Source organism: Sphingobacterium faecium (assembly GCF_003054045.1).
Classification (GTDB): Bacteria; Bacteroidota; Bacteroidia; order Sphingobacteriales; family Sphingobacteriaceae; genus Sphingobacterium; species Sphingobacterium faecium.
In genome coordinates, this window is the sequence record NZ_QBKH01000002.1 from 19,078 (window position 1) to 32,685 (window position 13,608).

At 34.3% G+C, this 13,608-nt stretch carries 9 protein-coding genes; 4 read left to right on the forward strand and 5 right to left on the reverse strand.

Annotation, left to right across the window (positions count from 1 at the left end; genetic code table 11):
- Positions 1 to 3 precede the first annotated feature (3 nt).
- The 3 genes from C8N37_RS04550 to polA are packed head-to-tail and all read right to left on the reverse strand — an operon-like array spanning position 4 to position 4,605.
- Positions 4 to 657, reverse strand: coding sequence for a phosphatidylserine decarboxylase family protein (locus C8N37_RS04550; protein ID WP_108157808.1), 654 nt, complete (start codon positions 655 to 657; stop codon positions 4 to 6).
- Between the two features lie 37 nt (positions 658 to 694).
- On the reverse strand, positions 695 to 1,798 hold the full coding sequence (locus C8N37_RS04555) for a toxin-antitoxin system YwqK family antitoxin (RefSeq protein WP_108157809.1): 1,104 nt from the start codon (positions 1,796 to 1,798) through the stop codon (positions 695 to 697).
- A 20-nt stretch (positions 1,799 to 1,818) separates the two neighbouring features.
- A complete protein-coding gene (gene polA / locus C8N37_RS04560; RefSeq protein WP_108158397.1) occupies positions 1,819 to 4,605 on the reverse strand; it encodes a DNA polymerase I in 2,787 nt (928 codons plus the stop codon).
- A 109-nt stretch (positions 4,606 to 4,714) separates the two neighbouring features.
- On the opposite strand from polA, the gene rsgA reads away from it, so the two are divergent.
- Positions 4,715 to 5,635, forward strand: coding sequence for a ribosome small subunit-dependent GTPase A (gene rsgA / locus C8N37_RS04565; RefSeq protein WP_108157810.1), 921 nt, complete (start codon positions 4,715 to 4,717; stop codon positions 5,633 to 5,635).
- A gap of 2 nt (positions 5,636 to 5,637) precedes the next feature.
- On the opposite strand, the gene C8N37_RS04570 is transcribed toward rsgA, so the two are convergent.
- Both C8N37_RS04570 and C8N37_RS04575 read right to left on the reverse strand, forming a co-directional pair.
- The gene (locus C8N37_RS04570) at positions 5,638 to 8,049 is read right to left on the reverse strand and encodes a hypothetical protein (protein ID WP_108157811.1); all 2,412 of its coding nucleotides are present in this window, start codon (positions 8,047 to 8,049) and stop codon (positions 5,638 to 5,640) included.
- Positions 8,015 to 9,067: a hypothetical protein gene (locus C8N37_RS04575; protein WP_244914340.1), complete on the reverse strand. Its 1,053-nt coding sequence runs from the start codon at positions 9,065 to 9,067 to the stop codon at positions 8,015 to 8,017. The genes C8N37_RS04570 and C8N37_RS04575 overlap by 35 nt, the downstream gene beginning before the upstream one ends.
- 114 nt (positions 9,068 to 9,181) lie before the next feature.
- On the opposite strand from C8N37_RS04575, the gene C8N37_RS04580 reads away from it, so the two are divergent.
- The 3 genes from C8N37_RS04580 (at position 9,182) to C8N37_RS04590 (ending at position 13,576) form a co-directional block, all read left to right on the forward strand.
- On the forward strand, positions 9,182 to 10,993 hold the full coding sequence (locus tag C8N37_RS04580; protein WP_108157812.1) for a hypothetical protein: 1,812 nt from the start codon (positions 9,182 to 9,184) through the stop codon (positions 10,991 to 10,993).
- 152 nt (positions 10,994 to 11,145) lie between these two features.
- Positions 11,146 to 12,879: a TrkH family potassium uptake protein gene (locus tag C8N37_RS04585; RefSeq protein ID WP_244914341.1), complete on the forward strand. Its 1,734-nt coding sequence runs from the start codon at positions 11,146 to 11,148 to the stop codon at positions 12,877 to 12,879.
- Positions 12,880 to 12,889: 10 nt separating this feature from the next.
- Positions 12,890 to 13,576 carry a potassium channel family protein gene (locus C8N37_RS04590; RefSeq protein WP_108157813.1) on the forward strand — a complete coding sequence of 229 codons (687 nt, stop codon included), beginning with the start codon at positions 12,890 to 12,892 and terminating at the stop codon, positions 13,574 to 13,576.
- Positions 13,577 to 13,608: the final 32 nt, after the last annotated feature.

Below are 13,608 nucleotides of genomic sequence, written 5' to 3' on the forward strand. Positions count from 1 at the left end.
TTATTAAAATTTTCCGATGATTGTTTTACCCCCAACTACTTTATCTCCTATATTAACCTTAATCTCTGTTCCTAATGGTAAGAATAAGTCCACGCGAGATCCGAATTTAATAAAACCAAATTCTGCCCCCTGTGTAACATGATCTTGTTCTTTAATATACCATACAATGCGACGTGCTAATGCGCCCGCGATTTGTCTAAAAAGTACTTCAACACCAGCCGCATTTTTTACAACAACAGTCGTTCTTTCATTATCTGTGGATGATTTTGGGTGCCATGCAACCAAAAATTTTCCGGGATGATATTTGAAATAGCTGACAACCCCACTAATTGGATTACGGTTTACGTGTACATTGATCGGAGACATGAATATGGAAACTTGTAATCTTCGATCATGGAAATATTCATTTTCATCCGTTTCTTCTATTACCACCACTTTTCCGTCAGCAGGACATAAAATTGTTCCTTCGTCGATAACAATTTGTTTTGTTGGACTACGGAAAAATTGAACGATTGTGATAAAAAGAAATGCTGAAAGGATGTAAATAATCCATTTAATAACTTCAGGAGCATCATAATAGTCAGCTATTGCATTTGTAATAAATATTACTAAAATCGTAATAGCCAAACTTGTATATCCTTCTTTGTGAAATTTCATGCCTATAATTTTTTTTTGCAAATATAATCAAATAGTCTTATTGTCCTTTTTCTCGACGAATTATTATTGGTAACACGGTAAGTTTGCCCTCTGAATTTGTATATATTTTACCAGTTACGGTCAGGGTATCAGCTACTGGTACACCGTTTTCTAATGACGGATAATAAAAACTAATGTTACTCAGTAATGGCTTAATGACATTATTAATATAGTCTGATGATGTCAATTTGATGAAATTTATTTTTGAGGGGGTTCCTGATTTATTCAGCTTGAACTGATACTCAAAACGATCTTCCGTAAATCCTTCTGGATCCATCCGGCTTAATGCGTTTGTTAATTCTACACTTGTAAACATGTTAAAATTAGAAAAATCATCAAAGTTACAGGCTTTAAAGGTAAGTGATTCTGCTCTGAAAAAAGTGTCATACGGAATTATTCCAAATTTTGTTCTCCGGTAGGAATTGTCAAAATAGTAATCATTTCCGATGAGTAAATTTCCGTCCTGATATTTTTCTAATGCAATTAATGTTTCTTTGCTTCCTTTGTTATACCCTAGTATTTGCCAATTGCCATCTTGTTTGCCATTGCGTATTTTTCCTTTTGCCATATAAAAATCAAAACCATATTGGTTATAACCTTCAAATGGAATTGAAAATGAATAGGTTCCTTCGCCATCCTTTATTTTCTGAGTACCATTAGGTAACCAAAAGTCTTTGATATAGATGATGCTATCGGTGTACAATAGTGTCATAGCTAATTGATTACTTGGGTAGCGATGGTTAAGTTCTCCTTTTGGAATATCTGCTACAAAATTAGCTTCCCACTTTAATGTGCCATTAGGATGATAGGCTTTGAACGGTCCTTCTTTTATCCCATTTATATAAACTCCTTCTAAAATTAAACGCCCATTATTGTTGAAGTCTTTAAAAATTCCATCGAATTTTTGTGTTTTTGGATTTAAAGGGACCACACGTTCAATCGATTTGAATTCACAAAATTTGTCAGAAAGAAAATAGTTCTTATCAAAGAAAAAACGAAAAGTGTTATTCTCGACTTTTTCATAGTAAGTTGCTTTTTCTTGTCCTATAACAATGTTAACGATCTGAAAGTAAGCTATTAATATAAACAGAAGTTTTCTCATAATTTTCCTTGATAAAGTTATTAATGTGCCTCTAACCAATTTTTACCTTGTCCTATTTCTACGACTAATGGAATCTCCGTTTTTATAGCGCCAGTCATTTTTGTTTGGATGATCTCTTTGAAAATGGATACTTCATTTTCAGGGACATCAAAAACAAGCTCATCATGCACTTGCATAATCATTTTACCTAATAGTCCTTGCTCTTCAATTTCTTTTTGAATGCCGAGCATGGCAATTTTGATCAAATCTGCCGCCGAACCTTGAATAGGAGCATTAATGGCATTTCGCTCTGCAAACCCCCTTACGGTCATATTTGCTGAATTGATATCTCTTAGATAACGTCTTCTTTTGAGGATTGTTTCGACATAACCGTTTTCTTTTGCAAACTCTAAAACTTCACTCATGTATTTTTTGATCCCTGCATATTGAATAAAATATTGATCAATAATTTCTGCGGCTTCTTTGCGTGGAATAGCAAGACTCTGCGATAGACCAAATGCCGACTGCCCGTAGATTATACCAAAATTTACTGCTTTTGCATTTCGACGCTGGTCTGATGTTACTTCTTCTAGCTCGAGGCCATAAACTCTGGCAGCTGTGGCACGGTGAATATCATGCCCAGAAGTAAATGCTTCCATCATATTGGGATCTTTACTCAATTCGGCAATCAGGCGTAACTCGATCTGAGAATAATCTGCAGAGAGGATAACATTGTTTTCATGACGAGGGATGAATGCTTTTCTTACTTCTCGACCTCTTTCTGTTCGAATCGGTATATTTTGTAAATTAGGATTTGTTGAACTTAAACGTCCTGTGGCTGCTACAGCTTGATTGTATGAGGTATGAATGAGTCCTGTGCCGGGATTGATCAACTCTGGAAGCGCATCTACGTAAGTTGATTTTAATTTCTGAAGCTGTCTAAAACTCAATATATCTTGGACAATATCTGATTTATAGGCTAATGCTAATAAAACATCTTCTCCTGTTTTGTATTGGCCAGTTTTTGTCTTTTTTGCTTTAGGATCTAGTTTTAATTTATCAAAAAGTACTTCTCCCAACTGTTTAGGCGATGCGATATTAAAATTAACTCCCGCTTTTTCGTAAATGGTCTGTTCTAATAATCGGATGTCTGTTTCCAGGTTTTTAGAGAATTGTTGTAATGCTTCAATATCAATTCGGACTCCATTTCTTTCTATTTCTGATAAAACGTAGACTAATGGAAACTCCACTTCATGAGCAAGGCGGAGTGTATTTGTTTCTTCCAGTAGGGGTTTAAAGATCTCTTTAAGTTGCAAGGTAATATCTGCATCTTCGGAAGCATATTCTTTAATTAAATCAAGCTCAACATCTCGCATGTTTCCTTGTTTTTTTCCTTTGCTACCTATTAATTCGGTGATGGATAGTGGTTTGTAATTCAGGTAATTTTCCGCCAATACATCCATGCCATGTCTTGTATCTGGATCGATTAAATAATGCGCAAGCATGGTATCAAAAATAGGACCTTTGACAGCAACTTCGTATCGAGCTAATAACAAAATATCATATTTTATATTTTGACCAACTTTTTCAATTTGATCATTTTCCAATACTGGTTTAAAAATATTGATAACTTCTTGTGCCTGTTGTCTATCTTCAGGTGTGGGGATATAATAGGCTTTTCCTTTTTCAAAAGAAAAAGATAAGCCTACAATATCTGCAAGGTTGGCATCTAAACCTGTTGATTCTGTATCAAAGCAGAAACTTGTAAGGGAGGATAATTGTTTTGCTAGTGCTTCTTGTTCAACTTTTGTGTTGACTAAAATATATTCATGTGTTGTATTTTCGAGGTTGTTGACAGGACCGGCATAGGTATCTTCTTCTAAAATTTCAGCATCTTGTGGTAATGAAAATAAATCCATTTGACCAGATGTATTCTTTGAACTTTCTGTACCATTGTTTAGTTCTCCAAATACCCGTTTACCAAGAGTTCTGAATTCCAATTCAATAAATAGCGGTTCCAGTATATCTCTATTTGGTTCTTCCAATAATAATTTTTCTTCTTCGAGTTCTACTGGAACATCCAATAAGATCGTGGCCAATTTTTTTGAGATTAAGCCTTGTTCAGCATAATTTTCAACATTTTCTCGCTGTTTACCTTTTAATTTGTCGGCATTGGCTATAATATTCTCTATTGAACCAAATTCCTGAATTAGTTTTTTTGCGGTTTTTTCACCAATTCCAGGTATTCCTGGAATATTATCCACAGCATCCCCCCAAAGGCCTAAAATATCGATGACTTGCTTGACATCTGAAACTTCCCATTTTTCAAGAATTTCTTTTACACCTTGTATTTCGGCACCATTTCCCATCCTGGCGGGCTTGTATATAAAAATATTTTCCGAAACGAGCTGACCAAAATCTTTATCCGGAGTCATACAATATACGGTAAAGCCATTGTTTTCAGCTTTTTTAGCAAGTGTTCCGATGATATCGTCTGCTTCGTAACCATCTTTAGTAATGATAGGAATATTGAAACCTGTGATTAATTTGAATATATAAGGTATAGATGCTGAAAGATCTTCTGGCATTTTCTCGCGATGTGCCTTGTATGCTTCAAATTCAATATGCCGAGCTGTTGGTGCTTCGGTATCAAAAACTACGGCTAAATGTGATGGTTTTTGATTTTTTAATATTTCCAATAATGTGTTAGTAAATCCCATTATTGCACCTGTATTTAAACCATTTGAGGTAATACGAGGTGTTTTGCTTAATGCAAAATAGGCTCTATAAATAAGGGCCATTCCATCTAGAAGAAATAGTTTTTTCACGAATTCTAATTTTAAGGTGTCTCTTACAAAGGTAATAAAAACGATAAACCTTAAGTTTAATAAATTTTTCCGATTTTTGTCGGATGATATATGCACAAAAGGAACTTTTATGAGAGGGTTAGTAACAAAATCTACGGGTAGTTGGTATCAGGTATTGGGTGAAGATGAACAACGCTATGACTGTCGTATAAAAGGAAAATTTCGTACAAAAGGAATTAAAAGTACTAATCCTGTTGCTGTTGGAGATTGGGTACATTTTGAAGTGGAGCCCGATCTTGAAAGTGCTGTTATCAATGAATTAGAGCCTAGACGTAATTATATCATTCGCAAATCTGTCAATTTATCAAAACAAACACAGATCATTGGAGCTAATCTTGATCAAGCTTTTTTGGTTGTAACATTAGCATCTCCACCAACATCACTTGGTTTTATCGATCGTTTTTTGGTTACCACAGAAGCATATAGCATTCCTGCAGTTTTGATTTTTAATAAATTGGATTTATTTAGTGAGGATGGCTTAGCTATCCTACAAGATTATAAAAGTATCTATGAGCATATTGGTTATCCATGCTATGAAGTGTCGGCATTGAATGGGATGAACATCGATCAATTAAAAGACCTCCTAAAAGATAAGACGACACTAATTTCAGGACACTCTGGTGTGGGTAAATCAACTTTAATTAATGCAATTGTTCCTGAATATGCTGTTAAGACAGGAGATATTTCGGATTGGTCTGATAAAGGAAAACATACAACCACATTTGCTGAAATGTATGATTTACCTTTTGGTGGAAAACTTATTGATACTCCTGGCATTCGTGAACTGGGAATTGTTGATATTGAAAAGCAAGAGTTATCTCACTTTTTCCCTGAAATGCGTGAGCTGATGAATCAATGCCGATTTGACAATTGTAGACATGTAAATGAGCCTGGATGTGTAGTTTTAGAGGCCGTTGAAGCAGGGGAGATCGAATCATCCCGTTATGATAGCTATCTAAGTATCTATCATAACGAGAATAATCGGATGTAATATTAATTTTTTGAAATAAAATCTTGTAAGTAAGTACATTCGCGGACTGCTGTTTGAAAAAAGGCAGTCTGCTGATATTGTTTTTTTAATTGATGAAAGTATTTGTTATGAATTGCAAATTGATAAAAGGGATTTTCATTACTGCTTTCGTAATATGTCCATCGCATATCATCTTTTAATTCAAACTCTTTTTGCTCACATTTCGCTAACATAAAGGTACACTTAGCTTTGAATTCGGGAGTAGTACCTAATTCTCGCGCTTTTAAATACCACTCTTTAGCAGTTTTTGCCTGGGTGTAGTTCCTTTCCCAATATTTGCTTGGTCGTGCGTTGTTGTCATAGGATGACCATTGGTAAGATACGAGAGACCAGGCATTTCCATAGGTACTTGTTTGGTAAATACCATTCGCCATATGAAAGTAGTAATCCGCTTTTTTACCATTATTTTTTTCTTCTTTTATTAACGATTGGAACTTCAACATACGTGCTGCGTATTCAAGTTTAGTCATGCCTGAAGTGCCAATCCTTTTTGGATAGTCATTGATGGTTACAATGAATGGATCTGGCGCTACTGTTTGTTCGGTATACCAATTGCTATATTCTTTGGATTTATATGTTCCAGGTAATTTTTTCAATATTTTTACAGCATTCTTAAAATCTAATTCTCTGAGGTAGGCTGTACCAATCAATTCCGTTAAATAATTCTTGTTTACTTTCTTGATATCCTCTAGTAAAAACTGAACCATTTTTGTTTGTTTTTCAGGAGTCAAAATATATTCTTGAATTTTTAAAAGTGTTTGTGGAGTTAAATTTTCTTGCCAAAATTGGACAGTACCATATTGCATATTATTTTCTAAGGTATCATTAACATGACCGTAGTTGTAAAAAATATCACTTTTTACTGATGCAAGGCTGGCTAGCGCAGTATCTCCTTTAATTAGGTATTGATGGACAACGATATTTTGTATAATATTTTTAGCAATGAGACTGTAAGAGCTATGTTCAAATGCATTCCAATAATTTTCATTTTCAGATTTATCGTCTTTGCGTGCCTTTTCTTGTAACCATTTTAAGGTTGCGATCAATTGATTTTCATTTAATGATTTATTAGCTTTCCAATCTGTTAGTTGAGTTAACATTTCTGTTATTCGTAATTGATCTTTAAGATTTTCACTTAGAGATTTAGCATCGACCATTTTGAGATATTTCTTTGCTAAATCATTCTCTGCATTAAGCCAACTTAAATAAGCCGCTGTAATTAACCCTAACTGTGGTTGACTGTATTTCTTATCTTTATAAAGTAAGAGGGAAAGCGCTCTGACGTCTTGGAGATGTTTTTGAATTTCTTGTTTATGTTCATCATCGTACGCATTTGTAATGCGGTAACCGATCGTATGGGGCTTAATATAATCGTTTTCAATTTTATTGACCTCGCGGGTTAGGAGTACAGCATTAATCGTATTTGCAGGGTCCAATTGATAGCAGTTTTCAAGATATGTTAATGTGATATTGCTGTTATTAAAGCCAATAATTGCATTGATATTGAACTTATCCGCCTTAGTTTTTGCATGCGCTAATATTTCGGAGTCAGTTGTCTGAATATAATGGAAATTGTTATAAGCTAATATTCTTCTTTCGGGTGATTGTGTAAAGACTTTAGAAAATAAGAAAGCTGCTTTTGCTGGATCACCATTTTTTCTAGTAGCGCCGGCATAGTTGGAGAGTGCCCAACCTATAACTGGAGATTTTAACTTTGACCGTGCTATGTATTTATCATAAATGGAGATACTTTTCTCATATTCTTTTGCAAAAAGAAATAGTCTTGCGGCCTGATATACATAGCGTAATGTAATAAAGTGATTGTCTTTGTGGGTAGAAATTTTGCTTTCAGCTTCTTTTGCAAATTGTTTAATTTTATCAAAATTACGCTCATCAGGGCTCCATGGGTCTTGAGCAATGTTTGTAATGGGCTCTTGATCTTTTGTAAAGATGAAATAATGGAGTTCAGGCTTGTTTTTTGGAAGTAATAAGCTCTGAACAAAGCTGTTATTTTGTAAAGAATCAGGTAGATTTTTTAAAACATTGTTGTTTTTGAGGATGTGTACTGTTTCTAGATTGGACTGATACATAAGAGCGTAGACATCATCAGTTTTTACCTGGTTACCTAGGTGATCTACCCAGTCTGCCACGTTGACCATCGCTTCAGAAACAGGTTCTTGTTCTGTATAGAGAAATTGATAGGGAATGAACTGAAAGGCAGAATAGCTATTGTCTTCCAAATTAGGTAGAAAATAGGTTTGTTGATTATCATATGGATCCATCTCTGGCCCACAAGCGATATTAATCGCAATCTCACTGAAATAAAGGAAAAGTGTTGTGCTAAAAAGTAGCAATGACTTCTTGTAAATCTGCATAACTGTAATTGGATATAACTTCTGGTGCTAAATGATAAAATATAATTCTATTTTCTTTTCCTTGAAGTTCTTTATTTAAAAATTTTGCTGTTGCTATCAATTGATCTTTAGAAACAAATTCATGGCGGATCACATCTCCTTTTTTAAGATTGGCTTTTTGCAAATCTTGGTTTAGAATATATAATTCAGTTTTTGGATTTCTTGTAAAAAGTGATTTGTCTGCGAAATCCGCTTGGTCAATATACTTGGATATTCCAATGTATTGATGATCACGAAATGCGACATACCAATCAAAAAGTGGTAAAGCGATGTCCAGTTGTAAGGGATAATTTTTTAATGTTCCACTCAGGTATGTTGTTAAATCTTGCTGATTTAAAATAGAATTATGATCACCAAACTGTCTCAAGTTGCCCATATTATAGCACATAAGTGTCGCTTTTTTAATAGGAGGTATACCATTAGTTTGAATATTTTTCACTTGGTGAAGTCGCAAAGTTGATGTTACTGTTACGTCATTTAACTCAGGAATAGTTTGTAAGAATTCGAGTAGATAGAAATATTTATCTCTTGAACTTTTTGTCCAATCGCAGTCTATTTGGAGTTCTTTAAAAGAGTCTTTTCCTCCTTGCTTTACTTTTGAAGATATAAAAGGTATCATTTTATGAGCAAGACCTCTTATTTCTAGACTATCCAGCTCTGTAAATATTCTTTGGTTGATGAATACTACTGGAATAAGCTCTTGATTTTGATCCACAGTTTGTTCAAAAGATATGGGTGATATGGGTGTGGGCTCAATTCCACCATCTGTAAAATCAATATCCATAACACGTATGAACAAGGCATCGGATTTTAACTCCTGTACTATTTTTTGTGATATGGTGTCAGGTTTATAAATTGTTTTCCAGTAATAAAATCCAACAGAATGCTCTTTTTTTTGACAGGAAATGAGTAATATTATGCTAAGTGCAGCACATAAGAATGTATTTATTTTGGGGGATACCATGGATTTTTTCTTCATGAATGAATCGTTGTGAATATGATTTTATTGCAAATCAAACAAAAGTATCAATAAGTTGTTTTGTTTAAGTTTAAAATAACCAAATAATTTACACTAAATAAGGAGAATAGTTTAATGAAGACAGTTTGGAAATGGGTTATCGGCATCGTGGTGACGCTGTTAATTATGCTTGGCGGTATCGTTTGGTATTTTAGTGTACATTGGAAACCTCTCCTTGACCAAAAATTTAAAGAACTTGTCATCGCTTCTACCGACAGCTTGTATACTGTCGATTATGATGATTTGGATATTAATCTGGCTTTAGGGAATGTTACGGTTAGTAATCTTGTTCTTCGGTCAGATAGTAATGTTTATCGACAACTAGAAGAAATTAAAAAGGCGCCGGATAATCGCTTCCAAATCGAAGTGAGTAAATTGAAATTTCGGAATTTCTCGATTAAAGATATGCTCATGAATAAGGAACTTTATCTCAAGAATGTTGTATTGGATACGCCTATTATTCATATGATAAATGAATATCACTCGTACAATGATACGGCATCTACCGAGGTGAAAAAACCTTTATATGATAAAATTAAAAATACATTAAAAAGAATTCAAATATCTGGAATAGCATTAAATGGGGTGAATTTTAAATATTCTCAACTCCAAAAAAATATCTATCAAGATTTTGAGCTAAAAAAAGTCAATATCAAGATCCAAGATGTTTTAGTAGACTCCACATCAATCTTGGATGCGAGTCGATTTTACCACACGAAAATGGTTGACATAGAGGTTCCTGGTTTTACTTATAAAACTTCAGATGGCTTTTATAAAATAGACTTTGAAAAGTTAAAGATCAATACTAAAAAACGTAATATTTTATTGACTAAGGTCGCCTATCAACCACTTTTGAATAAAGCAGCCTTTTATAAAGCAAAAGGAAAGGGGGGAAGTTATGTTGTCATGAAGTTTGATACCGTGCGTTTTGAATCTTTCGATTTTAATGATTTGATCCGTAATAAGAAAGTATATGCCGCAAAAGCGCAATTAAAAAATGGTCGACTGGATATTTACTCTGATAAGCATTATAAATCTACTCCATTAAATAAAATTGGAAGATCTCCTCATCAAGCTCTATTGCATATGAAGACTCATCTGGCAATAGATACGGTATTAGTTCAAAATGCAGATATTAGTTATTCAGAACTTAGTGACAAATACAATCAAGTCGGAAAGATCACATTTGATAACAGCTATGCAACCATTACTAATATGACAAATGATGCTGTGAATTTAGCCAAAAATAAATGGATGCGCGTTGATGTTATTACAAAAGTGATGAATAGTGGGCGTTTACATGTTTTGTTTGGATTTGATATGACATCTAAGGCAGGTTTTCATACTTATAAAGGAACTGTAGGTTCTATGCAAGCTCCTGCTTTTAACCAAATTTTACGACCGCTACTGAATGTTGAAATTACTTCTGGTAATATAAAAAAAATAGCTTTTGATATGGAGGCAAATGATCACAGAAATTGGGGAAAATTTAACTTTGATTATGATGATCTGAAAGTTGCTATTTTAGAAAAGAAAGAAGATGGAACACATAAAAGAAAAGGTCTGGTTTCTTTATTGGTTAATGAGCTTCTAGTAAATGGAAGTAACCCTAATCTTTCTGGGGAATACATTATTGGAAAAGTAAACTGGCAAAGACATCCTGATCATACATTTTTCAAGACTTTGTGGCAAAGTCTATTAGATGGGATCAAACAATGTGTTGGATTGAGCAAGCAAAGAGAAGCGAAATTAATGCGTTCTGCAGACCGAGCACAGCACACGATTGAAAAGGCAAATACTGTTGTCGGTAAAACAAAAAGTTTTGTTTCCAAGATTTTCAAAAAAGATAAGGACAAAGAAGATAAAGAAGATCAAAAAGAGAAATAGTAAGAAAATCTAACTGGATTACAAATGAGTTTCACGTGAAATGTCCCTGTAGTTGGCTGTCTTCTATTTTTCCTAAGTTATGAGTATGTTTGTGACAGATGGGGTCAATATTGAGTTTTTTAAAGTTCGTCTTTAAATATAAAAACGGCGTTGTGGATCAAATCATGTTTTATGTCAGCATGATTTGTGCCTTTGCTGTTATTTTTAATGTGGGATATGTGAGAGATCCTGAGTTAGCGACTCTATTGGATCATATTATCCATGCGATGTTCTACGCCTTGTTTATTATGACGGGACTTCGTACCGCTTCTTCTATTTTTGCTTTAAAAAAAATTGCAGTAGAGCATTATTCGGGTTTGGTGATATTGACTTATTTCACTGTGATCATCATAGCGCGATTTGCAAGTATCCCTGCTGTAGATTTATTTGGAAAAGATCAGTGGATTTATTTGGGCATATATCTTATATTTATCACGGAATTGTCCAAAAGCACTTTATTTTTTGATAATTTTTATTTTAACCCTACGATTTTATTTGTTATCAGTTTCTTTGCACTGATATTAATTGGTACCGTATTGTTAATGCTGCCCAGAACAACATTGCAAGCTCCTTTAAGTTTTATTGATGCCTTATTCATGGCCACTAGTGCGGTATGTATTACGGGATTATCGGTAACAGATATTTCGACCAACTTTTCTCTTTTCGGACAAACTATTATTCTCGTTTTAATACAGATTGGTGGATTAGGAATCATGACATTTACGGGATTTTTCGGTTATTTTTTTTCAGGAGGATTTTCTTTTAAGAATCAATTGATGTTTGGAGAAATCCTTGGTGAAAATAAAGTGGGCTCTGTTGTCAAAACACTTTTAACCATTATTTTTATAACGTTATTATTTGAACTTCTTGGTGCACTATTAATTTTTAGCACATTAGACGCAGCTCTTTTTCCTTCTCTTGGAAATCAAGTGTTTTTTGCTATCTTTCATTCGATATCTTCTTTTTGTAATGCTGGATTTTCCATATTAACCAACGGAATAACAAATGATGGCTACAAATTCAATTATAATTTTCAGTTAGCTTTATCGGTTTTATTTATACTTGGAGGATTGGGCTTTGGAATTGTATTGAATATATATTCTTATGTTAAGGATTCTACCGTGTACTGGTACCATCGACTCATTACAAAGAGAAATTATAAGCATAAGGCCTGGAATTTTAGTTTCAATTCTAAGTTAGTCCTACTGTGTAATGCTATTATTATTGTCGTTGCGACGGTATTCTTCTTTTTTTTAGAAGAAAATAAAACACTTTCTTTGGAACAGGGACAAGTTGGGGAATGGATAACCTCATTTTTTATGGCGAATGCTTCTCGTTCAGCTGGGTATAACAGTGTCGATTTATCATTTATATCTATGCCTACAGTTTTACTGATCATTCTGCTGATGTGGGTTGGAGCGTCACCAGGTTCTACAGGTGGAGGTGTCAAAGTAACGACTATTGCCGTTTCCATTATGAATATCATAGCCCTAGCTAGAGGGAAGGAACATATTGAGCTTTTTAAAAGACGTATAGCGAGTGAATCGGTTCACAAGGCTTTTGCCATTATTTTGTTGTCTTTATTTACGATAGGTATTAGCTTTATGCTCCTGGTATTTTCGGATCCGGATAAGAGTTTTAAAGCATTATTGTTTGAATCGGTATCGGCATATACGACTTGTGGGCTTAGTTTGGGAATTACGCCATCTTTGAGTGTTGCGGGAAAATTTATTGTGATGGTGACCATGTTTGTTGGACGGGTGGGAACGTTGACTTTATTGGTTGCTTTTATTAAGAATATAACACGAAGAAACTATACTTTCCCTGAAGAAAAGATACTCTATTAATCAGATTTATATGAAATATATAGTTTTAGGACTTGGGCATTTTGGCCGGTCACTTGCCGTACATTTGACAGAATTGGGACATGAAGTGATTGGAGCGGATAAGAGTCTAATTATTGTAGAACAATTGAAGGATAAAGTGACACATACGGTCTGCTTAGACACAACGGATCGAGAAGCGGTTTCTTCTTTGCCATTGAAAGATTGCCATGCGGTGATTGTGGCAATAGGTGAGGATGAAGGAGCATCCTTATTAACTGTTGCTTTAATGAAGCAACTAAAAGTAAAACGGATTATTGGACGTATTGTATCGGATCTGCAGAGAACTGTACTTGAGGCGATGGAAATAGGTGAGTATATTATGCCAGAAGAGGAAGCTGCAGAAAGACTGGCTATGCGCTTGGATAATATTGATATCGTGGATTCGTTTAAGGTATCGGATAAATATAGTATTATTGAAACTAAGGTTCCTGCAAAATATATTGGAATGACCCTTCGTGAGGCTAACCTTACTAATCTTTTTAAGGTTATCGTTATGACAACGTTAAAGATAACGGAGACCAAAGATGATGTGAAAAAGAAAGAAGTGAAAGAGGCCTCTGGTATTGCAACTTCAGAAACGTTGCTAGAAGAAGGCGATATATTGGTTCTTTTTGGCGAATTGTCCAATATTAATAAGCTTATTCAAAAAGGTGAATAGGTGAAATAAGTGCTGGGTTTATAAAATAATAT